Genomic DNA, 26,002 nt, shown 5'->3' with positions numbered 1-26,002 from the left:
AAATCAAGCTCTTTTTGTCGTGGCGCTGCGTCGTGTTGCCATCGCTGTAAACCATGACCCCACGGGATTTTTGCCCGTTTCAGTTTTTCGGCAGTTTTCCACGCGACGGTTTCGCAATGCCGGTGGTTTCCCGAACTACAAGCTTTGCGGAAACTTCATGCGAAGAAACAGGCCGTTTCGGTTCTCGTATTCTTTCCAGCAAAACCTGAGCCAGCTGTTGACCAAGATTGTACGGCGAAACCGCCATCGTCGTTAATGGCGGTGCAGAAACTGCTGCATCCTGAATATCGTCAAAACCAATGACAGATACGTCCTTGCCAGGCGTGAGCCCCATGCGAACAAGAGCAAGACACGCACCAATCGCGATCATATCTCCGTTGCACACTACGCTTGTTACTTCTGGATGTGCCTCTTTGAGCCCAGCCATTGCTTTCATGCCAGAAAGCTTGTTGTCGGGGCATTCCCAGATCACCGGATGGTTCAAGCCATGTGCTTCCAGTACCGATCTATACCCGGCAATGCGCTGGTTTCGGACTTCGACATCGGCGATACCGCCGAGAAACGCTATTTTCTTGTGTTCTAGAGCCAAAAGATGTCGAGTAGCTGTTTGTGTCGCCTCAAAATTTTTGATCCCTACGTGATCAAATTCAGAGGTGTCTCCGCGGCGCAAGAACGAAACGGTTGGCGTTCGATGGGTGCGTAGCAGTTCCAGAGTAGACAGCGGAGTATTTCTGGCAGGGACCCAAAGCAAACCTCCGCGTGAACCGCGTATGAAGGTTTCCAGCTGGTTCCTCTGGCGTTTGGGATCGTCTTGCGAGTCAAGCACCGAGACGAGGAAGCCTTCGGTCTCAAGCAAATCGCTCACCCCACTGATAACCTCAGCGTTGAACGGGTTGGCAATTTGGTGAATCGTAAACCCGATCTCGCGGCTTTCGCCAGATCGCATCGACGCCGCGCGCCCATCTGGCACGTAGTTTAGAACGCGCGCGATTTCGAGCACCTTTGTCCTGGTTTTGTCCGATATTCGTCCGGTGCCGCGCATGACCTGGCTTGCCGTGGCAATGGAAACACCGGCCTTTTTCGCCACGGTTTCGAGCTTTGGTTTTTCAGCCATCGGTCTCACTTGGAAATACAACTGCGGCAGATTTTGAATTCAAGCAGGCGAGCTTGCAAGGCGTTCGGAGCGAGAACCTCGGCGAAGCAACCCTCCGGTCCATGGATTTGAGTTGACATCAGGTATAACGTTATATCAGTTTGCCCGTAAACTCACTCGGATCTGTAAGAAATATGCGTCAGGTGACTATGATTGTGCTTGCGATCCGATTGCAACGCACAGAGCCACGGATGGCTTAGTCCTATTACCTGGTTTTGAGCTTTGTTTGGGAGTAGCAATGCAACTCGAGGATACACTGTCGATTAGGTCTTGTTTGCACTTCGATCTCTCCCAGGGTTCTTCTAACGAACGCCCTGCGGGGTCTTGTGCTGATCACCTGCAAAGCAACATCAGCTTGAAACCTGAGTGAGCCTTTGGTTAGGGACTTGCGGTGTGGCGAGTAACGTCTGCAGTTTCATTCCAAAGAGTAACGTGAAGAGTGGTTCGAGGAGTAAGGTCGCTGGAACATCACAAAACAGGTGCTTTCGTTGGTTCGACCCACAGTCGCAATTTGCCGTGGCCTGATCGCCGGAGATAAAAATGAATAACGTCCTTTATGACCAAGCTGTCGAGATCTTGGAGCGCAATGACTTGGGCCATTACACGGTACCGACCCATGGGCTCTATCCGTTCCAGTGGAATTGGGACAGCGCCCTGTCCGCGTTGGGTCAGTATTACATCAACGAATCCCGCGCCTGGACGGAGATAGAAACTCTTTTCGAGCATCAGTGGGAAGACGGGATGGTGCCGCATATCATCTTCCACAAAGAAGATGACGGATACTTCCCTGGCCCCGAGGTTTGGGCGACCAATCGCAAGGTTCCGTCCTCGGGCATCACACAGCCGCCCGTCACCGGGTTTGCCATTCGCCGCCTATATGATCGGGCGCATGACAAGGATATGGCGCAGCGGCGAGCCAAGGCTTTGTTGCCCAAGATCGCGGCTTGGCACAATTGGTTCTTTGCCAACCGTGACCCGGATGGCACGGGGCTGGTGGCGATTATTCACCCTTGGGAATCCGGGCGCGACAATTCGATCGATTGGGATGATGCCTTTTCGCGCGTTCCGACAGAGGGTGTGGGAGAGTTCACCCGTCGCGACACGATGCACGCGGATCCGGCACATCGGCCGACGAAAGAGCAGTATCAGCGCTATATCTGGCTTGTGCAGCATTTCCGCAGTCTTAGTTGGGATAACTCGCTTTTGCATGATGCATCACCCTTCAGGGTGGTCGATCCTGGCTTTAACGCGATCCTGCTGAGGTCTTGCGCCGATCTCGCCGCTTTGGCGGAAGAGCTTGGCGATGATGTCCTGGCGACCGAGCAACGCCGTCTTGCAGAAAAAGGTCTTGCCGCGATGGAGACCCTGTGGAGCGACAAACATCAGCAGTACTTGTGTTTCGACCGCGCGGCCGAAGCTTTGATCGACAGCCCGTCCATCGGAGGACTCTTGCCCGTGTTCGCGCGGATCGAACAATCCCGCGCCGACGCGATTGCGGCACGCATTGATGACCTGGGGCGTCGGGTCAAGTATCTGATCCCCAGCCACGATCCCGATGTCGAAGGCTATGACGGTGCCCGCTATTGGCGCGGGCCGTCCTGGTTGATCGTGAATTACATGATCTCTGACGGGTTGCTACGGGATGGTCACAAAGATACCGCTGACCGTATCATCGCCGACAGCATGAAGCTGATCCATATCGGTGGCTTTGCCGAATATTTTGACCCGATGAATGGCGCCCCATGCGGTGGTCCACATTTCACATGGACGGCGGCGATGGTAATAGAGTTCTTGAAACTCACAGGAGAAGTCGCGTGAAGCGGTCCAGAGTCAATGAAATCATGGCCGAAGCTGACGAAATGATTCGTCACTTTGGCTTTACCTTGCCCCCCTTTGCCTATTGGACACCCGATGAGTTCAAGGCAAGACGCGCAGAGGCGCAGCATCTGATCGACGCGCGCTGCGGTTGGGATATTACCGACTATGGCGATGGGCGCTTTGATGAAATGGGACTGTTCCTGTTCACATTGCGAAATGGCCGTCTGGCTGATCTGCAGCAGGGTCGGGGCATGTGTTATGCCGAAAAGCTTTTGATCTCGCGTCAGGATCAGCTTTCGCCGATGCACACACATGTCATCAAGGCCGAAGACATCATCAACCGCGGTGGTGCCACGCTGGTGATCGAGCTTTTTGGCTCGAACGAGGATGGCTCTTTTGCGGCGGACCAGGGGGGAACGGTTTGGTGTGACGGCATCCGACGCTCGTATGGGCCGGGCGAGAAACTCAAACTGGCACCGGGCGAAAGCGTGACCTTGCAACCGGGTGACTGGCACGCGTTCTGGGGCGAAGGCGGCGATGTGTTGATCGGAGAGGTCTCAACCGTCAATGACGACGAGACTGACAACATCTTCCGCGAACCGATTGGTCGGTTCTCGAACGTCGAAGAAGACCAGGCGCCCACGCACTTGCTGGTCAGCGACTATGGCACCTGGCTTGAAGGCTGAGGCAAATTTCTAAGTCCAATACCCTGTCGCAACTGTGGGCAAATTGATAGAGTTAGATCATCTGAAGCTGCCGTTCGCTTGAAATGCTGGCTGGCGAGTGTGATCATAAGTCGTGCGACTATCTTATCGATAGTTCGATGAAACTCTGCGCCGTTTCTGGACGCAAACATCAAATCCAAGAGCTTTTGTTTGAACCGCAAACGTGAGTTTTGCTTACGAATGAGGTACGAACCTCAAAAATTCCTAGACTTGAGGTGCGTACCTCAAATAGCCTTGGACATATGCCGCGATTCGCACATCCTCGGTCGACGGCGCAAAAAGGGAGGAATGGATGACTTACACAAAACTGGCTTCGGCCAGCGCAATAGTCCTTGCCGCTACTACTCTTTCTACCAAGGCAAATGCTGACGATTTGACACTGTGTTGGGCGGCGTGGGATCCGGCCAACGCACTGGTTGAGCTTTCGAAGGAATTCGAATCCCAGTCTGGCCATACCATGAATTTCGAATTTGTGCCCTGGCCGAACTTTGCAGACCGGATGCTGAACGAGCTGAACTCGGGCGGTAAGCTTTGTGACTTGCTGATTGGTGACAGCCAATGGATCGGCGGCGGTGCCGAGAACGGGCATTACGTAAAGCTGAATGATTTCTTCGATGCAGAAGGGATCAGCATGGATGATTTCGCCCCGGCGACCGTCTACGCTTATTCGACTTGGCCAAAAGGTACGCCGAATTATTACGCCTTGCCTGCCATGGGTGATGCAAACGGGTGGTTCTATCGCAAAGACTGGTTTGCAGATCCTGAAATTCAGGCCGCCTACAAGGAAGCAACCGGCCAGGACCTGCGCGAACCACAGTCTCAGAAAGAGCTGTTGCAGATTGCCCAGTTCTTCCAAGGCCGCGAGATTGACGGCAAAACCGTCTATGGTGCGGCTATCTTTACCGAGCGTGGATCCGAAGGGATTACCATGGGTGTGACCGGCGCGTTGTACCCTTGGGGCTTCAAGTATGAGAACACGCCAGGATCTTACGACATGGAAGGGGCGGTAAACTCGCCCGAGGCGGTGGAAGCTTTGGAATTCTACAAAGAATTCTACGAGACCGCGACACCTCCGGGCTATACCAACTCGTACATGGGTGAGAGCCTGGACGCCTTTAAGTCTGGTCAGGTCGCCATGGCGATGAACTGGTTTGCGTTCTTCCCGGGGCTTTATGCTGATCCGAACACCGGCGGTGACAAGATCGACTTCTTCGTGAACCCGCCGCAGAACCAGCCGGGCTCGACCCTGGGTGGGCAGGGCATTTCTGTTGTCAGCTATTCTGACAAGCAGGACGCAGCGCTTGAGTATATCAAGTGGTTCGCCCAACCCGAGGTTCAGGCCAAGTGGTGGGAGCTGGGTGGATATTCGGCGCATAATTCGGTGCTGGAAGATCCGGGTTTTGTCGACAGCCAGCCCTTTGCCGGCGACTTCCTAGAAGCGATGGCGGGCGTGCAGGACTTTTGGCAAGAGCCAGCCTATGCGGAACTGCTGCTGGCGATGCAAAAGCGCATTCACGACTATGTGGTTGCTGACCAAGGCACCGCTCAGGAAGCGCTTGATCTTCTGATCGAAGACTGGACCGAAGTCTTCGAAGACGAAGGCAAACTGTAGTCCTGAACAATGGTTCAGAGCGGGCCGTCGCCCGCTCTGCGACCCTCAGGTCCGAAACCGAAAAGAACTGGCCAAGACATGTCTGACAGGACCATAGACCGCGTTGCGCAGGCAACGCCCGTGAGAGTTGCGCGAAAAATCCGGGGGCTTTCGGACCGCGCGATCGCCTGGATATTCATTGCTCCGACGATCTTCCTGCTGCTTGCGATCAACATCTTTCCTTTGATCTGGACCATCCAACTGAGCTTTACCAATTACAAAGCCAACCGGATCGGACGCGAGATCAAGGATGTAGGGTTCAGAAATTACGAGAGGATCCTGACGGATTCTGACACCTGGCTGAATATGCAGGCAACGGCGCATTTCCTGTTCTGGACGATTTTCTTTCAGGTCCTGATCGGCTTCACCCTGGCTTGGCTGATCAACAAGAAATTCAAGGGCAACGATCTTTGGACAACAATCATCGTGCTGCCGATGATGCTGTCCCCTGCTGTGGTTGGGAATTTCTGGAAGTTTCTGTACCAGCCGCAAATCGGCTTATTCAATTACATCATCTCTTGGTTCACGGGCAAAGAACCCTCCAGTTTCGAGATGCTGGGATCGGTGAAACTGGCGCCGTGGTCCATCGTGATCGTCGACACCTGGATGTGGACACCGTTTGTGATGCTGATCTGCCTGGCCGGGCTGCGCAGTATCCCCGACTATATCTATGAGGCTGCCGAAATCGACCGTGCCAGTAAGCTGCGGCAGTTCTTCACGATCACCATTCCCATGGTACTGCCTTTCCTGATGCTGGCGGTTCTTTTCCGCGGGATCGAGAACTTCAAGATGTTCGATCTTGTGGTGCAATTGACCGGAGGTGGCCCAGGATCAACGACCGAGCTGACCTCGATCAATCTAAAACGTGAAGCGTTCGAGAAATGGCGAACGGGATATGCGTCTGCCTATGCAATTATCTTGTTCGTCACCGTCTTCGGCCTTGCGTCGATTTATGTCAAAGCCCTGAACAAGGTGAAACAGAGATGAGCGGCTTTTCTGTTACCGAACCGACCAACCGGTCGAAGTGGATCGCCGGTGTACTGGTCATCACCTATGCGCTGATCACCATGATCCCGCTGGTCTGGATCTTGCTGACCGGATTCAAATCCCCCGCAGATGCGATCAGCTATCCGCCGAAGCTTGTCTTCGACCCGACGCTTGAGGGATATGTCAACCTGTTCACCACACGCACGCGCCAGACACAGGAGTTTCTGGAAGCGAACCCGCCACAGAACTGGGCGGATGAGATCGTGCGTCAATACGACATGGTGATCGTCGGACCTTCGAAATTTGGTGAACGGTTCATGAACTCGGTGATCATCGGGTTTGGATCGACCTTCCTGAGCATCTTTCTGGGCACTTTGGCTGCCTATGCGTTCAGCCGTTTCAAGGTGCCTTTGAAAGACGATCTGCTGTTTTTCATCCTGAGTACACGGATGATGCCACCGGTTGCAGTGGCGATCCCGATCTTTCTGATGTTCCGCAATCTGGGTCTCAGCGATACGCATTTGGGGATGATCTTGCTGTATACCGGGGTGAATATCTCGCTGGCAGTGTGGCTGCTAAAGGGCTTCATAGACGAAATCCCGCGCGAGTATGAAGAAGCCGCCCTGATCGATGGCTACACGCGGTTCCAAGCCTTCTACAAGGTGGTACTGCCACAGGCCGCGACCGGTATTGCCTCAACCGCGATCTTCTGCCTGATCTTTGCCTGGAACGAATATGCGTTTGCAGTACTGCTGACTTCGGCCAATGCCCAAACAGCGCCACCCTTCATTCCCACAATCATCGGGATCGGTGGACTCGATTGGCCCGCCGTCGCCGCAGGGGCTACGATCTTCCTGATCCCGGTCATGATCTTCACCATCCTGATGCGCAAGCACCTGCTGCGCGGGATCACTTTCGGAGCGGTGCGCAAATGACCAAGTTTCTGAACGGATTGCTGCGGCTGCGCCGTGGACCCTGGGAAATGGTGGCGACCATTCTGATCGCTGTTGGGGTCTTGATGCTGATGCAGCCGTTTGTCCTGTGGGCCTTCACCTATTCCTTCATCGTCACGCTGATTGGAACCGTCATGTTCATCATCGTCAGCCATTTTCCGGAGGGCGACTAGATGTGGGAACAAGCTTGCCCAATCCTTCCGTCACGCGACTTTGACGCGACCCAGAACTTCTATGCCGATCTTGGTTTCGACACTTGGTACAAGGATGAAGGCTATCTGCTGATGAACAATGAAAAGGTAGAGCTTCACTTTTTCGCAAAGCCCGAAAATCGGCCCGAAACTTGCGACCATGGTGTCTATATTCGGCCGACCAATGTTGATGAGTTTTCAGATCGTGTCGCGCAGCTGGGGCTGCCGCAGACTGGGGCCTTTCCCAAGTTCATGCCCGCTGAAGACAAGACATGGGGCATGAGAGAGGCCGCGCTATGGGATCCTGATGGCAATCTCTTGCGTATTGGTGAGGTGATTGCGGATGGCTGAGATCGTCGTCAAAAACGTAAAGAAGATGTTTGGGGACTTCACGGCCGTCCGTGAAAGCTCTTTCACCATTGCGGACGGCGAGTTCTTCATGCTGCTTGGCCCCTCGGGCTGCGGCAAGACAACCACGTTGCGCATGATTGCCGGTCTCGAGCTGCCGACATCGGGTGAGATCTATCTGGACGGGGAAGAGATCAGTCAAAGCCCGCCGTCTGAGCGTGATATTGCCTTTGTGTTCCAGATGTTCGCGCTCTATCCGCATATGAATGTGCGAAAGAACATCAGCTATCCGTTGATCTCTCAGGGCATGCCGCGCGCAGCGGTCAAGGCGAAGGTCGAAGAGGTTGCGGGCATTCTGGGGATCACCGACATTCTGGACAGCCCGGTGGGTGGGTTGTCGGGTGGCGACCGGCAACGCGTGGCCCTTGGTCGCGCCATTGTGCGCGAGCCCAAGGCCTTCATGATGGACGAGCCGCTAGGGGCTTTGGACGCCGAGTTCCGCGAACACATGGCCGAAGAACTGCGCGCATTGCATGATCGTATGGGCGCAACAACAGTTTACGTCACCCATGATCAGCTTGAGGCTATGCAAATGGGCGACAAGATCGTGGTGATGAACAACGCGGTAATTGAACAGTTTGGAACACCGCAAGAGATCTATGACAAACCCGCGACCATGTTTGTGGCTGACTTCATCGGCTCACCTTCAATGAACTTCCTACCATTTCAGGGCAAGGTGGTGCCCGGTGCAGAATCCGTGCGGCTCAACGGTCATGATGAGGCGGTGCCCAAACTGCTGGAAGGAGCCGAAGGCGAGTTGGTCTTTGGTGTGCGCCCGGAACATGTGTTCCTGTCCGATGCCAGTAACTACCGTGCCAAAGTTTTGGCAGCAGAATATCTGGGGACGACCCAGATCGTGACGCTTGAAAGCCCCAATGGTGAGTTGAAAGCCCGCATCGATGCGCGTGAAACGGTTACCCCCGGAGATCTCGTGGGTCTGGATTTTCGCTCTCCAACAGTCACGCTGTTCGAGAAGTCATCGGGCCGGGCGTTGCGGTCAGTGCTGAACGATGAGGTGTTGGGCGATGGCTGAGGTTGTGTTGAAGAATATCTCGAAGTCGTTTGGGAATGTTGAAGCGGTCAAGGATATCTCGATGACCATCCCTGACGGTGCGTTTGTTGTTCTTTTGGGGCCAACCGGGGCTGGTAAGACCACAACACTGCGTCTGATTTCAGGGCTTGAGAAATTGGATGCGGGTTCGGTTCACATCGGTGGACGCGATGTTGGCCTGGACACGCCCGCTCAGCGCGACGTGGCAATGGTGTTTCAGCAATACTCGCTCTATCCGCATATGACGGTGCGCGATAACCTGTCCTTCCCACTGCGCTCGCCGATCCTGAAGACACCCGAGGATGAAATCACGCGCAAGGTAAGCGAGGTCGCGGAAATCCTGCAGATTCCGCATAAGCTGGACAACAAGGCCACAGAGCTGTCGGGCGGTGAAATGCAGCGTGTGTCCATCGGGCGCGCATTGGTGCGTGATCCGCAGATCTTTTTGATGGACGAGCCGCTAAGCTCTCTTGATGCCAAACTGCGCGCCGACCTGCGGGTAGAACTTAAGCGCATTCAGGCTGATCTGGGCTCGACCCTGCTTTATGTAACCCATGATCAGGTCGAGGCCATGACAATGGCGACCCATATCGGGGTGTTGGAAGACGGCCGCTTGGTTCAATACGGCACACCGCGCGACATTTACGAGAACCCCGGCAGCGTCTATGTCGCCAGCCGGTTGGGCCTGCCGCGGATCAACATTCTTCCGTCCGACTTGTTCGGTGGCAGTCACAAAGGCCCGCAGATCGGCCTACGCCCGGAAAACATCGTTGAAGGTGAAGGTGCGGATGCCCGCGTCATCCGTGCCGAGCATTTGGGCGATCAGACCAGGTTGCATCTGGATCTGAAGGGGCATCAGGTGGTGACCCTGATTGATGTCCATCAGGACTATCCTACTGGAAAGATGATAAAAATCCGCCCACAGAACCCGTTATACTTTGACGCGTCCGGTGCGCGTGTGACTTAAGGAGCAAAAGCATGGCCCAGTTCCTCAACACCAAAGAAACCCTTGTGACCGATGCGATCGATGGCCTTTTGGCCGCGTCCGGCGGCGCGCTGACCCGGCTGGACGGCTATCCGCATATCAAGGTTGTATACCGGTCGGACTGGGACAAGTCGAAAGTGGCGCTGGTTTCGGGTGGTGGGTCCGGGCACGAACCGGCCCATGCCGGGTTCGTTGGCGCGGGCATGTTGACCGCCGCCGTTTGCGGAGAGGTATTCGCTTCGCCATCGGTTGAGGCGGTACTTGCCGGGATACTTGCTGTCACGGGCGAGGCGGGCTGCCTGCTGATCGTCAAGAACTATACCGGCGATCGGTTGAACTTCGGGTTGGCAGCCGAGCGGGCGCGGGCGCTGGGGCGCAAGGTCGAGATGGTTGTGGTCGATGACGACATCGCCTTGCCGGACCTGCCGCAACCACGTGGCGTCGCGGGAACTTTGTTTGTGCATAAAATCGCGGGCGCGCTGGCAAAAGGCGGGGCTGACTTGGCCACTGTTACGACTGCAGCCAAAGCCGTGATCGACAAGGTCGTCAGCATTGGGATGAGCCTGGATACCTGTACCGTACCGGGATCGCCCAAAGAAGAGAGAATAGCGCCGGGCAAGGCCGAGCTTGGTTTGGGCATCCACGGTGAGCCGGGGGTGGAACAGGTCGATTTCTCGAATGCGGTCACGGCGATGTCTACGGTGGTCGAAAAGCTGAAACAGCGTGTGGGGTCGGGCGACTGTGTGGCGCTGGTCAACAACCTGGGTTCGACCACGCCGCTTGAGATGTCGGTGCTGACCCATGCGCTGACCGAGACGGGTATCGCACAGCATATCATCGGACCTGCTCCGATGATGACGTCCTTGGATATGCATGGATTTTCCGTGTCGATCCTGCCAGTTGCCACCGATGATCTGGCGGCACTCCAGACCCCGGTTGATTTACCCGCATGGCCAGGTGTCAACGCCATCCAGCCCGTGCCGGTTGCACCGCTGCCCGACGGGTTGACCCCAATCGATCCGATCCCGTCGAATAACCCGGCGACGCGCGAGACGATTTTGCGCCTGTCGGAACTGCTGATCAATGCGGAAAGCAGACTGAACGAGTTGGACGCCAAGTCCGGGGATGGGGACACCGGTAGCACATTGGCGACCGCAGCGCGCGCCTTGCAGGTCAGCATAGACCGGATGCCGCTGGCTGACCTTACGCAGCTTTTTCCGGCGCTGGGCAATGAGCTGAGCCAGACCATGGGCGGGTCATCCGGTGTTATTCTAGCAATCTTCTTCAACGCTGCAGGCGATGCCTGTGCCAGCGGTGCCTCAATTTCCAAGTCGCTGGTTGAAGGGTTGAACAGGGTCAGTCAGGTGGGCGGCGCACAGGTGGGTGACCGGACAATGGTTGACGCGCTCGCCCCAGCGCTTGCAGCGCTTCAATCGGGCATGACCGAGGCCGCCAAGGCAGCGCGTAATGGGGCTGACTCAACCGCACAGATTCATCGTGCCAAAGCCGGTCGCGCCGCCTATGTTCCGGCCGAAAACCTGATCGGGCATAACGATCCCGGTGCCGAGGCCGTCGCCCTATTATTTGAAGGTCTGGCGCAGGCGCTTGAGGGCTGAAAGTCACGTGGAAAACCAGAAACAAAAACTAGAATTGGTGAAAAAGCCAACGGTCAATGACATCGCGCGTGTGGCCGGTGTCAGCCTTGCGACGGTCGACAGGGTTCTGAACAGACGCCCCGGAGTGCGCTCTGTGACCGTCCAGAAAGTGCAAAAGGCGATCGATAAGCTGGGTTACGTCCGCGATACGGCAGCGGCCAATCTGGCACGAAAACGCGTGTACAGGTTTTTGTTCATTCTGCCCGACACGGACAATGAGTTCATCGAGGCGTTAACCGCGCAGATTACCGAGCAATCCCGTGACCAATTCATCGAGCGGACCCGCATCTCAATCAAGAAAGTCGCGCCCTTTGATCCGCAAGAAATCGTCAATCTTCTTGACGGGATCGATGCCGGGGAAACAGACGGTGTCGCAGTGTTCGGGCCAGAAACCCCATCGGTTCGGGATGCTGTGAAACGAGCCCGCGACAAAGGCGTTCCGGTGGTCGCATTGGTGTCTGATTTGCCAAGTTCGGATCGGGATCATTTTGTCGGGATCGACAACGTCTCGGCCGGGCGAACCGCGGCACAGTTGATGGGGCGCTTTGTGCATCGCAAAGGGAAGGTTCTGGTTTTGACCGGATCGCGGCTTGCCCGTGATCACCTGGAACGTCGACAGGGTTTCGACCTGGTGGTTGCGGAAGATTTTCCGCATCTCGAAGTTGTGGCTTCGGTCGAAGGTCGTGACGACCCGAAACTGATCTACAAGTTGTTGCCCGAGATTTTCGAGACCTACCCTGATCTTGTCGGGATCTATTCGTCCGCTGCGGGTAATGCAGGTCTTGTTCAGTTTCTGTCAGATCACAGAATCGGCAAGGATCTGGTGATCATTGCGCATGAACTGACCCCGCTTAGCCGCGAAGCCTTGCGAAAAGGGATCTTTGACGCTCTAATTTCACAAGATTCTGGGCATATCATTCGCTCTGCGGTTCGCCTGTTGCGCGCGACTTCGGACAAGGTGCCTTTCAACAGGGCACAGGAACGTATCCGCACTGACATTTATCTGAAAGAAAATTTGCCCCGTTAGGGGTTTTGGGTTCTGGGAGGAAACACCATGAAAACAATCAAAGGCCCGGCTTTGTTTCTGGCACAGTTTGCCGGAGACGAGGCGCCCTTCAACTCGTGGGACGCGATCACCAAATGGGCGACCGAATGCGGCTATAAGGGGGTGCAGGTTCCCAGTTGGGACGACAGGCTGTTTGATCTTGAAACTGCTGCGACCAGCAAGGACTACTGCGACGCGTTCAAGGGGCAGGCGCAGGAGAACGGCGTCGAGGTTACCGAGCTTTCGACCCATCTTCAGGGGCAATTGGTTGCGGTGCATCCCGCCTATGATACCGCCTTTGACGGGTTTGCCGCCGAAAGCGTTCGGGGCAATCCAAAAGCCCGCCAGGAATGGGCGGTGGATCAGGTCAAAAAGGCGTTGTCGGCCTCGCGCAACCTGGGGATCAACGCGCATGCGACTTTTTCTGGCGCACTGGCCTGGCCATATCTTTACCCCTGGCCACAACGTCCGGCGGGTTTGGTTGAAACCGCCTTTGATGAGCTTGCGCGCCGTTGGCTGCCGATCCTGAACCACGCCGAAGAGTGCGGCGTCGACGTCTGTTACGAGATCCATCCGGGCGAGGACCTGCATGATGGCATCACATATGAGAAGTTCCTGGAAAGAACCGGTAACCATGCACGGGCCTGCATGCTCTATGACCCGTCACATTACATCCTTCAGTGCCTCGATTATCTGGACAATATCGACATCTACAAAGACCGGATCAGAATGTTCCACGTCAAGGATGCCGAGTTCAATCCAACCGGTCGGCAAGGTGTCTATTCGGGCTATCAAAGCTGGGTCGACCGTGCAGGCCGGTTCCGGTCGCTAGGCGATGGGCAGGTGGATTTTGGGGCTGTGTTCTCGAAAATGGCCGCGAATGACTTCGATGGCTGGGCGGTCGTCGAATGGGAATGCTGCCTGAAGCACCCCGAGGACGGCGCACGGGAAGGGGCGCAATTCGTCTCGGATCACATTATCCGCGTCACAGAAAAAGCGTTTGACGATTTCGCAGATGGCGGAACCGATGAAGCTGCAAACCGCAAGATGCTGGGGATCGACTGATGGTTACTGGACGTAGCGAAGAGAACGCGGGCCGCATTCGCCTTGGTATGGTCGGTGGTGGCAACGACGCCTTTATCGGCGGCGTACATCGTATCGCCGCGCGACTGGACGACAAGTTCGAGCTTGTCGCTGGCGCATTGTCCTCGGCGCCGGAAAAAGCACAGGTCAGCGGTGAGGCTTTGGGGCTTGCGCGGATCTATGATGACTTCAAGCAGATGGCGATCCGTGAGGCCCGGCTGAAATCAGGGATCGAAGCGGTATCAATCGTAACGCCCAACCATGTTCACTATGCGGCGGCGCGCGAGTTTCTGAAACGGGGCATTCATGTCATTTGTGACAAACCACTGACTTCGACTCTGAGCGACGCGAAAAAGCTGGTCAAAGCAGCGGAAAGCTCGGACGCTCTGTTCATCCTGACCCACAATTACACCGGTTATCCGATGGTGCGGCAGGCGCAAGAGATGGTGGCCAATGGCGACATCGGCACCATTCGTGTGGTGCAGGTGGAATACCCGCAGGACTGGTTGACCGAACAGCAGGATTTCAAACAGGCCGAATGGCGCACCGATCCCGAGCGCTCGGGCGCGGGGGGATCAACCGGGGATATCGGAACGCACGCCTATAACCTGGCCTGCTTTGTCACAGGGTTGGAGGCTGAAAGCCTGGCCGCCGATTTGCAGGCCTTTGTGCCCGAACGGCCTGTGGACGACAACGCTCATGTCATGTTGCGCTTCAAGGGCGGGGCGCGGGGGATGCTTTGGTGTTCGCAGGTGGCACCCGGCAATGAAAATGCTCTGCGCTTGCGGGTCTATGGTGACAAGGGGGGTCTGGAATGGGCGCAGGAGGATCCGAACTATCTGTGGTTCACACCCTATGGCGAACCCAAGCGCCTGATCACCCGAAACGGGGCCGGGGCAGGGGATGCGGCCAACCGCATAAGCCGCGTGCCTCCGGGCCATCCCGAGGGTTATCTGGAAGGGTTTGCCAATATCTACAGCGAAGCGGCAGAGGCCATTCAAGCGCATCGAAACGGCAAGACGCCGGACGCGTCAGTTGTCTATCCAACAGTTCAGGATGGGCTGAGCGGTGTGAAATTCGTAGGTGCCTGTGTTCAAAGCGCGGCGCGCAACTCAGCTTGGGTCAAGCTGGATTGACCGAGTTCTATAGCGGCCAGCATCGGCTGTCTTGAAAAGCGCGTGATCGGGAAGGATCAAACATGTTTCTAGGTCTGGATTTGGGCACTTCGGGCCTGCGAGGGCTGCTGGTCGATGACCAGATGCAGATCATCGCTGAGGCTGAGGCCGCAATAGAAACCTCGACCCCGTCGCCGGGGTGGTCGGAACAGGACCCTGCGGATTGGGTTGAGGCTTGTCAGCGAGTCATCGCAAGTCTGAAACAGGCGAACCCAAACGCTCTGGCGTCGGTCCGTGGCATCGGGCTGAGCGGCCACATGCACGGGGCGACTCTGCTCGATGAGGCGGGGCAGGTTCTGCGGCCATGCATCTTATGGAATGACACCCGCTCGGCCAATGAGGCCTTTGCTTTGGATGGCCTGTCGGACATGCGCGCAATCACAGGGAATATCGTCTTTCCCGGCTTTACCGCGCCCAAACTTGCTTGGGTTCGGGCCCACGAGCCCAACATATTTGCCAAGACAGCCAAGGTCCTCCTGCCGAAAGACTATTTGCGCTATTGGCTGACGGGAGAGTTCATCAGCGAGATGTCCGACAGTGCGGGAACCGCCTGGTTGGACGTTGGGCAGCGCGCGTGGTCGGGCACGGCGCTGGAGTTGAGCCATATGAACGCCAGCCAGATGCCCGATCTGGTTGAGGGCAATGCGCCAAGTGGCGAAGTGCGGGCCCAGTTGTTGCAAGACTGGGGGATGTCCGGGCCGGTCATTGTTGCCGGTGGTGCGGGTGACAACGCCGCCGCCGCCTGCGGCATCGGCGCGATTGACGAAGGCACGGGCTTTCTGTCGCTGGGCACCTCGGGTGTGCTGCTGGTTGCCAAGAATGCCTATGCGCCCGACCCGGAAACCGCAGTTCATTGTTTCTGCCACGCAGTGCCAGACAGGTGGATCCAGATGGGGGTTATCCTGTCGGCGACAAACAGCATGAACTGGTTGTCTCGCAATCTCGGCCAACCTGTCAGTGCCTTGGCTGGAGCGCTGCCTGATCAAGTGAACGGTCCTTCTGCGATCACCTTCCTGCCCTACCTGTCGGGGGAGCGCACGCCCCATAATGACAGCGCCATTCGAGGTGCCTTTCTTGGGATCGACGTGTCATCAGAACCGGCGGATTTGACCCAATCGGTGATGGAAGGAGTGAGTTTCGCAATGCGCGATTGCCTTGAGGCTTTGAAAGCCACGGGCACAGAGCCAAGCCGATTGCTGGCGGTGGGCGGGGGCGCGCGATCCCGGTTCTGGCTGGAAACCCTTGCGACGGTGCTTGATGTCCCGCTCGCCCTGCCCGAAGGCAGTGAGTTCGGGGCCGCGATGGGTGCTGCGCGATTGGCGGCTTGTGCGGTCACAGGTGCCACCCCAAGCGACGTAATGGTCGCACCATCGATTGCCGAACATATAGAGCCGCGCGCCGAGTTGTTGGATGCTTATGAAAACGCGTATCAGCGGTATAGGCAGTATTACAAAGCCGTGGCCCCTTTGGCCGCGCGTTAGACAAAGGCCTGGGGCAAAGCCGTGCAGATTGAACGCGTTACTCTCAGAGATCACGACATGTCGGCTTCGTTGCTGAACTATGGCGCGATCACGCAAAGCTGGATTTTGGTTGAAACACCGCTGATCCTTGGGTATGAAAACCCGCAGGATTACCTGTCAGACCCGTTCTATCTGGGCGCTATCGTGGGACGGGTCGCCAACCGGATCGGCGGGGCGCGGTTCCGACTGGAGGATGTTGAATACCTGTTGGACGCAAATGAAGGTGCGAATAGCTTGCATGGCGGTTTCCACGCTCTGTCGCGCCAATATTGGCAAATTCAACAATCCAAGGCCAATCAGGCTGTGATGTATTACGCCTCGCCAGACGGGGAATGTGGTTTTCCCGGTTTGGTGGCATTTGAGGTTCGTGTGACGCTGAAATATCCGCGCCTGACGTACGAAATAACGGCCAAGCCGGATCGGCCAACTCCGATCAGCATCGCGCAGCACAATTATTATACTCTGGGTAATCTCAGCGGTATGACCGATGCACATCTCAGGATCGTGTCCGACCGAATTTTGGCCACCGACGCTCAGGGTGTTGCAAACGGTCGAATTCACCAGGTGAAGGGGTCAACGCGGGACTTCACTGCTGCGCGTCCGATTGGTGACTGCGCAGAGGGTCTGGACAGTTTTTTCGTTTTCAATGCTAAGCGATCCACCAACGAAGCGGTTGCCGAGCTTGTTGCGGAATCCGGTCTGACATTGCGGGTCTATTCCGACCAACCTGGGGCACAGGTCTATTCGGCGGCGCAGATGTCTGATCCGTTTTGGGATAGCGCCGGATTGTGTATCGAGCCGTCGGGCTATCCTAATGCGGTCAACACACCGGCATTCCCTTCAGTATTGTACTCGCCCGAAAAGCCCTACTATCAAAAGCTGGTCTTGGAGATTGTGGAGGATCGGGTGTGAAACGTGTTTTGGTCGGCGCGGTTTCCGGGCTGTGTTTGACGGGCTCGGTCGGAATAGCGCTGGACCTTGGCCCCAAGCCCGAGTTCCCGCAGCTGGATCTGAATGCGGTCGAGCTTGGCCAGCTATTGTTCTACGATCCGATCCTGTCGGGCAATCGAAACATCAGCTGCGCCACATGTCATCACCCAGATCTTGGAACCTCGGACGGCCTGTCGCTGGGGGTCGGCGAGGGCGGTGTAGGGCTTGGGGATGGGCGGGTTCTTGACCCCGAAAACTTGCCGGAACAGAGAATACCCCGCAATTCTCCGGGTCTTTGGAACCTGGGTGCAACCGAATTCACGACCTTCTTTCACGATGGTCGGCTTGAGGCCGCGCCAGGTGAACCGGACGGGATCAGAACACCGCTCAGTACGCATATGAGATCGGGGTTCCAATCTGCGCTGGCGGCACAGGCCATGTTCCCGGTTTTGTCGCCTGACGAAATGGCCGGACACTATTCGGAGAACGAAATCAGTCAAGCTGTGCGGCTGGGCTTTCTGTCGCAAGAAGGTGGTGCGTGGGATTTGATCGCTGCGCGCGTTGCCGAGATCCCAGAATACCAGCAGCGGTTTCAGGACGTCTATCCAGGCGAAGAGATTTCATTCACCGGTATCGCCAACGTTATCGCTGACTTTATCGCGTTCGAGTGGCGCGCGGATAACAGTGCGTTTGATCGGGCAATGCGTGGTGAAGGCGACCTCTCGGACGCTCAACAGCGCGGCATGGATTTATTTTATGGCGAAGCCGGGTGCAGCAGCTGCCATTCCGGCTGGTTCCAGACAGATCACGGGTTTCATTCCATTGCCATGCCGCAGATCGGGCCGGGCAAAGCTGCGCGATTTGAGAACCATGCCCGCGATGATGGGCGATTGCGCGTCACTGGTGATGCAGACGACGCCTTTGCATTCAGAACGCCGTCCCTGCGCAACGTTACGCTGACCGCGCCCTATGGGCACAGCGGAGCCTATGCCGAGTTGGAAGATGTCGTCCGCCATCATCTGGATCCGGTGCAGTCGCTGCGGGATTACGCCGTGGCGTCGGCGCATTTGCCCGAATTCCCCGGTGCTGAGGATGAAAAGCCAATGCTGGACGCGTCCCTTGTCGATGCAATAGCTGCGTCCAATGGTCTGGGACCGATCCAACTGAGCGACGCCGAAATCGGCGATATCATAAGTTTTCTAGGTAGTCTTGAGGATCCGGCCCTGCGCCTGGGAGTCCCGAAACAGGTGCCCAGCGGTTTGCCTATCGACCAATGATCAGCGTTGAATGCGGATGATCTGATTGGGCGCTACGTTCTGCCATGGGCCAACCGTGCCACCGGGCCAGATCACCCGTAACCGGGCCTCAACCGCGTCGCCTAAGCCGAAATGATGCTGGCCCGCGATGCCACCAGCATGGCCGCCGCCAATGGTGATTTCGCGCGTTTGCAGGCCCTGTTCGGTTTCGATTTCTATGAACCCTCCTACGGCTGCGCGGTTTGTCCCAGGTTGCTCGACCTCAACAAGCAGCCAGTTTCCCGGGCCGGTCTGGTTCTCATACACCTCCAGCGCAGAGCCGCGGTTCACGACCACCAGATCCAGATGTCCATCGTCGTTCAGATCCACAACCGCTCCGCCGCGCGACTTGGACATCGAGGCGACACCCGCATCCACCGAGGCTTCAACGAACTGCCCATCGGGTTGCTGTAAAAGTAGGTTGTTGGGGTCGCTCATCGCTGCGTCCGGCATCTGTTCGACATTGCCTTTGGCCACAAAGATATCGTCACGCCCATCATTATTGACGTCGGCAAACTGTGCGTGCCAGCCGGTCGAAGGCCGTCCATCCTCCCCTGCATGCGGTCGATGCGCAGTGGTCCCCTTGTCATAGGTCGCATCGCGCCATGTCGGGCCATCCGCGACCGGGTCGAACACCTGCAACTTCTGATCACCCATCGACGTCAAAAAAACCTCAGGGTATCCGTCGCCCGTCAAATCGCGCGAGGCGATGCCCATGCCCCAGATCGAATAGGGCAACCATCCCTCATCCGCAGAATAAAGCCGGGGCGTAGGTTCCATCGCCCACATCTGCTCTGCGCCGCCTCGGACGTAATAGTGCCGGTCATTGCTGACCCGTAAATCTGCTCGCCCGCTCCGCGCCCAGTCGGAAAACAGGATGGAAAGCGCACAATAGCCGGGTGTCAGATGCTGCGGTTCTGCATAGGTTGTACCTGCGGGGCGATAGAGCAGCGTTGGTCCGCAAGCTTCGAACGGCCCATCTGGGTTGAGCCGATCGACATAGGTGCCAAAGGCCAGAGTCGGTAGGGTTTGGCCCGCCTCCCAAGTGGCCGAGAACGCGGTTGTCCAATGGTCTGCGGATTGAAATCTTATGGCTTCGAAGGGCGCGAAGGCGCAGTCTGGTTTGCCTTGCAGCAGCAGATCCTCACCGACTCGCAAAATTGCCAGATCCATCAGGCCATCGCTGTCGATATCCAGCGGGTATGCCCCGGAGACTCCGGTTAAGGTCAAAGTGTCGGGAGTGGCGCTGCGAAATGAGACCCCATTCTGCGAGGTGTTCAGGAACAGTTGCGCCGGGTTGGATCCCCCGGCCACAAAAAGCTCTGGCAGGTCATCACCGTTGCAGTCAAACACCGCCACTCCCCCGCCGACGAAGTGTTCCCATCCGCCGTCATAGACATGCTCGGGAATAGCGATCTGTTCGAACGTTGGCAGCGCGACCTCGGCAGTTGCGGCTGTTGCAAAGATAAGAGTGAAAACCGGACTAAGACGCATGTTTGGCAAGCTCGTTCACTTTTAGGATCGAGACCTGCTCGATTCCGTATGCGGCGGCCCCTTTGGTCCAGATCTGGTCACCCCAATGGTGGATCTTGATTTCAGGCAGTGGGGCATCAACCTTCACCACGCCGCGCTCGATACGGTTCATCACCTCATCGGTGCACAGGTGGTCGATATTGGCTTGGGTTCCAGACAGAATGATACATTCGGGATCGAACAGGTTAATCAGATTGGACACTCCAAGCCCAAACACCTGGCCTGCGCGTGCAAGCACGGACGCAGCGCGATCGTCGCCGTCATGCGCGCGTTGGAAAATGTCAGAGACGGATTTCAACTGTTCACTGGCCCCAATTACCGTCATTTCCCGGATCAGAGCATAGTCGCCCACATAGGCTTCGAGGCAGCCGCGCTGACCACATTGGCACAATGCACCATCGAGCTGCACTTTGAGGTGACCGAACTCGGCCCCGCAACCGCGTTCCCCACGGAATAGTTTGCCATCCAAGACGATACCCAGCCCAACGCCATGTTCAATCGTCACAACCAGAAAGTTCTTCAATCCCTTGCCCATACCAAAAAGCTGCTCACCCTTGGCCACAAGGTTTGCGTCATTTTCAATAAAGGCTGGGCAAGGCAAAGCGTCCGTCAGCAGTTTACTGAAATCGACATTGCGCTCGGTGATCGAAGAGGACCAATGGACGAAGTTTCGCTCTGCATCGAGAAGCCCGGCCACACCTATTGCAATACCAGCCACGGCATCGGCACTGACACCAAATTTGGCACAAGTTTCATCCAATGCAGCTCCGATGGTTTGAACGAACTCGCTGGGTGTCATTCTTGCCTTCTGCAGCGGGTATTCATGCGTGACGACTTCGTTGCCTTCAAAATCTACCAGAATGGCCGAGATAAACTGACGGGCCACTTTTATCCCTGCAACGAGATGGGCGCTTGCGTCCAACTGCAGCAAGACACGCGGTCGTCCGCGCTTTACCGCATTTGCGTTTGCATTGCCTTCAACTTCCCGGATCAAGCCTGCTGAAATCAAATCGGCTGTTGCAGCGGTGACCGTTGCCGGACTGGTATTCAAAGCAGATGCGATGTCGATCCGCGAAATCGATCCGCGCGTCCTGATGTGATCCAAAACGCGAAGCCGCGTTACATTTCTTTGGTCCAGTGTTTTTAGCGAAGCATTGCTTTTCAGCATCTTACCGTTCCGATTCCTGCAGCTTACCCATTTTTAGCCAAGTGGGAGGGTTTTGAACACTAAATATTTTACCGACTGAAATAAATATGCTATCCAAATTCGTGAGGGCCACGAATCAAGGACGTTGGCTCGACAATTGGGAGGAAATCATGAAACGAATTCTCGGTTTTTCGGCCGCTGCAGTTCTGCTTGGAACAGTTGCATTCGCCGAGCCAGTCGTCGGCGTAAGCTGGTCCAACTTTCAGGAAGAACGTTGGAAAACAGACGAGGCGGCGATCAAATCCGCGCTTGAGGCGGGAGGTGCCGAATATATCTCGGCTGATGCGCAATCGTCTTCTGCCAAACAATTGGCGGATATCGAAAGCCTGATTGCGCAGGGTGTCGACGCCCTGATCATTCTGGCGCAGGACGCACAGGCCATTGGCCCCGCCGTGCAGGCGGCTGCAGATGAAGGCATCCCGGTGATTGCCTATGACCGTCTGATCGAAGACGATCGCGCCTTTTATCTGACATTCGACAATGTCGAAGTTGGTCGCATGCAGGCACGCGCCGTTTTTGAAGCAATGCCCAAAGGCAACTATGTGATGATCAAGGGTTCGCCCACTGACCCGAACGCAGATTTCCTGCGCGGTGGCCAGCAAGAGATCATTGAGGCCGCAGTTGAAAGCGGTGACATCGTCATCGTCGGCGAAGCCTATACCGATGGCTGGCTTCCAGCCAACGCGCAGCGGAACATGGAACAGATCCTGACCGCCAATGAAAACAACGTTGACGCGGTTGTTGCCTCGAATGACGGCACGGCGGGTGGTGTTGTTGCGGCGCTGACCGCGCAAGGCATGGAAGGTATTCCGGTTTCGGGTCAGGATGGCGATCACGCGGCGCTGAACCGGGTTGCGCTGGGCACGCAAACTGTGTCCGTCTGGAAAGACGCGCGCGAGCTTGGCAAAGCGGCAGGTGAGATTGCTGTTGCCCTGAGTGGTGGTACAAGCCCGAGCGATGTTGATGGTGCAATCAGCTGGACCTCGCCGGGTGGCACGACAATGAACTCGGTCTTCCTGGCGCCGGTTCCGATCACACAAGACAACCTGTCGGTTGTTGTAGATGCTGGCTGGATCCCTCTGGAGGATCTGTGCCAGGGCGTCGAGAACGGCCCAGCACCTTGTAACTAAACCTAAAAGTCCCTGGCCCGCGCTTTGGGCCAGGGACCCTTTGCTGAACATGAAAGATCGGAAATGACCGAAACTTCGTCTCAGCCGGTACCTCAAAAAGCAAAGCAGAACCTGTTCCAGCAGTTGGAACTGGACATGCGACTTTTGGGTATGATCGGCGCCTTTGTCATCCTTTGCATCGGGTTCAACGTCGTCACTGACGGGCGTTTTCTGACACCCCGAAACCTGTTCAACCTGTCCATTCAGACCGTCTCGGTGGCCATCATGGCCTGTGGCATGGTCTTTATCATCGTGACGCGACATATCGACTTGTCGGTCGGTGCGCTTTTGGCGACCACCTCAGCCGTAATGGCAATGACGCAGACCGAGCTATTGCCGAACATCCTGGGCATGGGTCTGAACAATCCGCTGACATGGGCCATAACCGTTGTCGTTGGTCTGTTTGTCGGCACTCTAATCGGGGCGTTCCACGGATGGATGGTGGGTTATCTGACAATCCCTGCCTTCATTGTTACATTGGGCGGATTTCTGGTTTGGCGAAACGTGGCATGGTACATGACCAGCGGTCAGACCATTGGCCCACTGGACAGCACGTTCCTCATGTTTGGTGGTACCAACGGTACGTTGGGCACGACCACAAGCTGGCTGTTTGGATTTGCCGCGACGGCGGTAGCGATCTGGGCCTTGTGGAGCGGCAGGCGTGCCAAGTCCGCGCATGGTTTCCCGGTCAAACCCGTTTGGGCCGAGGCAACTTTGGCGGCCATCATCGCGATCGCCATCCTAGGATATGTCTACATCGTCAACAGCTATGCGATCCCGACGCGCCGGCTAGAGCGCATGTTTGAGGCGCGGGGTGAGGTAATGCCCGAGGGGCTGGTCGTTGGATATGGTATCCCGATTTCGGTCCTTATTCTGATCATTGTTGCCGTCACTCTGACAGTCGTGGCACGCAAAACCCGGTTTGGGCGGTATATCTTTGCCACCGGAGGGAACCCGGACGCGGCAGAGCTTTCGGGGATCAATACGCGCCTGCTGACCGTAAAGATCTTTGCCTTGATGGGCTTTCTGTGTGCCGTGTCAGCCGTTGTCGCATCGGCGCGTCTGGCCAACCATTCGAACGATATAGGGACGCTGGACGAACTGCGGGTGATCGCGGCGGCCGTGATCGGAGGCACCGCATTGTCTGGTGGTCTTGGAACGATCTACGGCGCGATACTGGGCGCGTTGATCATGCAAGCGTTGCAATCGGGCATGGCCATGGTTGGGGTGGATGCTCCGTTTCAAAACATCGTCGTCGGCAGCGTTCTGGTGCTGGCTGTCTATATCGACATCGTATACCGCAAGCGATTGGGGGCCAAGTGATGGAAACTCAGGACACTCAAAAACAGGTTTCAAGTTCTGGTCGTGGCTCCGGCCAACCGCCTCTGGTCGAGATGCGGGACATCTCGATCTCATTTGGCGGGATCAAGGCGGTGGATCATGTCTCTGTCGATCTTTATCCCGGTGAGGTTGTTGGCCTTCTGGGCCATAACGGGGCGGGGAAATCGACGCTGATCAAAGTGTTGTCGGGTGCTTACCAGATGGATCAGGGCGAGATCCTGATTGATGGCAAACCGGTCGAGATCGGCAACCCGCGCGATGCGCGTGCCAACAATATCGAGACGATCTATCAGACGCTTGCCCTGGCCGACAATCTGGATGCGACCTCGAACCTGTTTCTGGGGCGCGAGATGATCACGCCAATGGGTCTGGTCAATGATGCCGCGATGGAGGCCGAATGCCGCAAGATCATGGCGCAGCTCAATCCGAACTTTCAAAAGTTCAACGATCCGGTCTCGGCGCTTTCGGGTGGGCAAAGACAGTCGGTTGCCATCGCACGGGCGGTTTACTTCAATGCACGTATCCTGATCATGGACGAGCCGACCGCAGCTTTGGGCCCTCATGAAACCCAGATGGTGGCGGATCTGATCCATCAGCTCAAGGCGCAGGGGATCGGAATATTCCTGATCGACCATGATGTACATGCGGTGATGGAACTGTGTGACCGCGCGTCGGTCATGAAAAACGGGAAACTGGTTGGAACGGTCGACATCGCCGACGTTACAGATGACGATTTGCTGTCCATGATTATTCTGGGCAAGCAACCAGGACAAAAAACAGAGTAGGTAAGACCATGACCAGCGGTTTTTTTGAGGGTATCGAAAAAGTTCGATACGAAGGATTGGACAGCAAGAACCCGCTGGCTTTCCGCCATTACAACCCAGACGAAATCGTGATGGGCAAGCGTATGGAAGATCACCTGCGCTTTGCCGTCGCGTGGTGGCATTCCTTTGCATGGGAAGGGGGCGATCCGTTTGGGGGCCCGACCTTTGAGCGCCCTTGGTACCCGCAAGACGACATGTCCCGCGCCCGTCTGAAGGCGGACATCGCCTTTGAGATGTTTGAAATTCTGGGGCAGCCTTACTTCTGCTGGCACGACGTTGATGTTCGGCCCGAGCAGGGCAATTTCGCTGACAATCTGCGCACGTTGAACGAGATCACCGACTATATCGGTGAGAAAATGCAGCAGGTCGGCACCAAGCTGCTTTGGGGCACGGCCAATATGTTCAGCCACCGCAGATGGATGTCAGGCGCCAGTACAAATCCTGATCCAGACGTGTTTGCCTTTGCTGCGGCGACCGTAAAATCGTGCATCGATGCGACTCATAAACTGGGCGGCGAAAACTATGTGCTGTGGGGCGGGCGTGAAGGGTATGAAACCTTGCTCAACACGAATCTGACGGCCGAGTTGGATCACATGGGCCGCTTTCTGAACATGGTTGTCGAATACAAGCACAAGATCGGCTTCAAAGGCACCATTCTGGTGGAGCCAAAACCGCAGGAACCGTCAAAACATCAATATGATTACGACGCCGCAACCTGCATCGGGTTCCTAAGAAAGTATGGGCTTGAGAATGAGGTGAAGCTGAATCTGGAACAGGGGCACGCCATTCTGGCTGGCCACAGTTTCGAACACGAGATCGCGGTTGCCACGGCAGAAGGGATGCTGGGGTCGATCGACATGAACCGCAACGATTACCAGTCGGGTTGGGATACCGATCAGTTCCCAAACAATACGCCTGAGGTGGCGCTGGCCTATTACCACATCCTCAAGGATGGAGGTTTCACCACCGGGGGCACCAACTTTGACGCCAAGATCCGCCGTCAGTCGATTGATGCCGAGGATCTGGTGGCTGCTCATGTCGGTGGGATGGACATCTGCGCTCGTGGTCTGAAAGCTGCTGCGGCGATGATCGAGGATGGCGGTTTGGAGGCGGCGCTGAGCGAACGCTATGCGGGTTGGTCCGACCCGGAAGCTGAGGCGATGTTGGACAGCGATCTGGGCCAGATCACCGCGCGCGTCTTGGACCAGGGGATCAACCCGGATCCGCGCTCAGGTCGGCAAGAGAAACTGGAAAACTACGTCAATAGGTTCGTCTAACCGCTGATCATCAGTATCCTGTAAGA

The 26,002-nt window shown here is 56.4% G+C and carries 23 protein-coding genes; 20 read left to right on the top strand and 3 right to left on the bottom strand.

The window, feature by feature from the left end:
* Window positions 1-79: 79 nt before the first annotated feature.
* Window positions 80-1,114 (bottom strand): LacI family DNA-binding transcriptional regulator, encoded by a 1,035-nt coding sequence (locus tag GOX45_RS17505; protein ID WP_171102476.1) that lies wholly within the window; start codon window positions 1,112-1,114, stop codon window positions 80-82.
* A 579-nt stretch (window positions 1,115-1,693) separates the two neighbouring features.
* On the opposite strand from GOX45_RS17505, the gene GOX45_RS17500 reads away from it, so the two are divergent.
* From GOX45_RS17500 to GOX45_RS17425, 16 genes are all read left to right on the top strand, one after another.
* Window positions 1,694-2,971, top strand: coding sequence for an amylo-alpha-1,6-glucosidase (locus tag GOX45_RS17500; RefSeq protein ID WP_171102474.1), 1,278 nt, complete (start codon window positions 1,694-1,696; stop codon window positions 2,969-2,971).
* Window positions 2,968-3,657 carry a D-lyxose/D-mannose family sugar isomerase gene (locus GOX45_RS17495; protein WP_171102472.1) on the top strand — a complete coding sequence of 230 codons (690 nt, stop codon included), beginning with the start codon at window positions 2,968-2,970 and terminating at the stop codon, window positions 3,655-3,657. The genes GOX45_RS17500 and GOX45_RS17495 overlap by 4 nt, the downstream gene beginning before the upstream one ends.
* Window positions 3,658-3,988: 331 nt before the next feature.
* The gene (locus GOX45_RS17490) at window positions 3,989-5,308 is read left to right on the top strand and encodes an ABC transporter substrate-binding protein (protein ID WP_171102470.1); all 1,320 of its coding nucleotides are present in this window, start codon (window positions 3,989-3,991) and stop codon (window positions 5,306-5,308) included.
* Between the two features lie 78 nt (window positions 5,309-5,386).
* Window positions 5,387-6,334 carry a carbohydrate ABC transporter permease gene (locus GOX45_RS17485; RefSeq protein WP_171102468.1) on the top strand — a complete coding sequence of 316 codons (948 nt, stop codon included), beginning with the start codon at window positions 5,387-5,389 and terminating at the stop codon, window positions 6,332-6,334.
* Window positions 6,331-7,269, top strand: a complete 939-nt coding sequence (locus GOX45_RS17480) for a carbohydrate ABC transporter permease (protein WP_171102466.1) — start codon at window positions 6,331-6,333, stop codon at window positions 7,267-7,269. The genes GOX45_RS17485 and GOX45_RS17480 overlap by 4 nt, the downstream gene beginning before the upstream one ends.
* On the top strand, window positions 7,266-7,460 hold the full coding sequence (locus GOX45_RS17475) for a hypothetical protein (RefSeq protein WP_171102464.1): 195 nt from the start codon (window positions 7,266-7,268) through the stop codon (window positions 7,458-7,460). Before GOX45_RS17480 ends, GOX45_RS17475 begins: the two co-directional genes overlap by 4 nt.
* Window positions 7,461-7,829, top strand: a complete 369-nt coding sequence (locus GOX45_RS17470) for a VOC family protein (protein ID WP_171102461.1) — start codon at window positions 7,461-7,463, stop codon at window positions 7,827-7,829.
* Window positions 7,822-8,919 (top strand): ABC transporter ATP-binding protein, encoded by a 1,098-nt coding sequence (locus GOX45_RS17465; protein ID WP_171102459.1) that lies wholly within the window; start codon window positions 7,822-7,824, stop codon window positions 8,917-8,919. The genes GOX45_RS17470 and GOX45_RS17465 overlap by 8 nt, the downstream gene beginning before the upstream one ends.
* Window positions 8,912-9,904: an ABC transporter ATP-binding protein gene (locus GOX45_RS17460; protein WP_171102457.1), complete on the top strand. Its 993-nt coding sequence runs from the start codon at window positions 8,912-8,914 to the stop codon at window positions 9,902-9,904. Before GOX45_RS17465 ends, GOX45_RS17460 begins: the two co-directional genes overlap by 8 nt.
* An 11-nt stretch (window positions 9,905-9,915) precedes the next feature.
* Window positions 9,916-11,538 (top strand): dihydroxyacetone kinase subunit DhaK, encoded by a 1,623-nt coding sequence (locus tag GOX45_RS17455; RefSeq protein ID WP_171102455.1) that lies wholly within the window; start codon window positions 9,916-9,918, stop codon window positions 11,536-11,538.
* 37 nt (window positions 11,539-11,575) lie between these two features.
* On the top strand, window positions 11,576-12,604 hold the full coding sequence (locus GOX45_RS17450) for a LacI family DNA-binding transcriptional regulator (RefSeq protein WP_371808992.1): 1,029 nt from the start codon (window positions 11,576-11,578) through the stop codon (window positions 12,602-12,604).
* 27 nt (window positions 12,605-12,631) lie between these two features.
* Window positions 12,632-13,687, top strand: a complete 1,056-nt coding sequence (locus GOX45_RS17445; RefSeq protein WP_171102451.1) for a sugar phosphate isomerase/epimerase — start codon at window positions 12,632-12,634, stop codon at window positions 13,685-13,687.
* On the top strand, window positions 13,687-14,841 hold the full coding sequence (locus GOX45_RS17440) for a Gfo/Idh/MocA family protein (RefSeq protein ID WP_171102449.1): 1,155 nt from the start codon (window positions 13,687-13,689) through the stop codon (window positions 14,839-14,841). Before GOX45_RS17445 ends, GOX45_RS17440 begins: the two co-directional genes overlap by 1 nt.
* Before the next feature lie 62 nt (window positions 14,842-14,903).
* Complete coding sequence (xylB, locus tag GOX45_RS17435) at window positions 14,904-16,361, top strand: xylulokinase (RefSeq protein ID WP_171102447.1); 1,458 nt, start codon at window positions 14,904-14,906, stop codon at window positions 16,359-16,361.
* Between the two features lie 21 nt (window positions 16,362-16,382).
* Window positions 16,383-17,312: an aldose epimerase family protein gene (locus GOX45_RS17430; RefSeq protein ID WP_371808991.1), complete on the top strand. Its 930-nt coding sequence runs from the start codon at window positions 16,383-16,385 to the stop codon at window positions 17,310-17,312.
* Window positions 17,309-18,607 (top strand): cytochrome-c peroxidase, encoded by a 1,299-nt coding sequence (locus GOX45_RS17425; protein WP_371808990.1) that lies wholly within the window; start codon window positions 17,309-17,311, stop codon window positions 18,605-18,607. Before GOX45_RS17430 ends, GOX45_RS17425 begins: the two co-directional genes overlap by 4 nt.
* Here GOX45_RS17425 and GOX45_RS17420 read toward each other — a convergent pair whose 3' ends face one another.
* Both GOX45_RS17420 and GOX45_RS17415 read right to left on the bottom strand, forming a co-directional pair.
* Window positions 18,608-20,119, bottom strand: a complete 1,512-nt coding sequence (locus tag GOX45_RS17420) for a CRTAC1 family protein (protein WP_171102443.1) — start codon at window positions 20,117-20,119, stop codon at window positions 18,608-18,610.
* Window positions 20,109-21,326, bottom strand: coding sequence for an ROK family transcriptional regulator (locus tag GOX45_RS17415; protein ID WP_171102441.1), 1,218 nt, complete (start codon window positions 21,324-21,326; stop codon window positions 20,109-20,111). The genes GOX45_RS17420 and GOX45_RS17415 overlap by 11 nt, the downstream gene beginning before the upstream one ends.
* 149 nt (window positions 21,327-21,475) lie before the next feature.
* Here GOX45_RS17415 and xylF point away from each other — a divergent pair, with 149 nt between their 5' ends.
* From xylF to xylA, 4 genes are all read left to right on the top strand, one after another.
* Window positions 21,476-22,495: a D-xylose ABC transporter substrate-binding protein gene (gene xylF / locus GOX45_RS17410; RefSeq protein WP_171102439.1), complete on the top strand. Its 1,020-nt coding sequence runs from the start codon at window positions 21,476-21,478 to the stop codon at window positions 22,493-22,495.
* A gap of 63 nt (window positions 22,496-22,558) precedes the next feature.
* Window positions 22,559-23,857 (top strand): sugar ABC transporter permease, encoded by a 1,299-nt coding sequence (locus GOX45_RS17405; protein ID WP_171102437.1) that lies wholly within the window; start codon window positions 22,559-22,561, stop codon window positions 23,855-23,857.
* Complete coding sequence (locus GOX45_RS17400) at window positions 23,857-24,660, top strand: ATP-binding cassette domain-containing protein (protein ID WP_171102436.1); 804 nt, start codon at window positions 23,857-23,859, stop codon at window positions 24,658-24,660. Before GOX45_RS17405 ends, GOX45_RS17400 begins: the two co-directional genes overlap by 1 nt.
* 8 nt (window positions 24,661-24,668) lie before the next feature.
* The gene (gene xylA, locus GOX45_RS17395; RefSeq protein WP_171102435.1) at window positions 24,669-25,976 is read left to right on the top strand and encodes a xylose isomerase; all 1,308 of its coding nucleotides are present in this window, start codon (window positions 24,669-24,671) and stop codon (window positions 25,974-25,976) included.
* The last annotated feature ends 26 nt before the right edge of the window (window positions 25,977-26,002 follow it).

Source organism: Ruegeria sp. HKCCD7255, assembly GCF_013031565.1.
GTDB lineage: Bacteria > Pseudomonadota > Alphaproteobacteria > Rhodobacterales > Rhodobacteraceae > Ruegeria.
The sequence above is the reverse complement of the archived record's forward strand: the minus strand, read 5'-3'. Positions and strand labels throughout refer to the sequence as shown.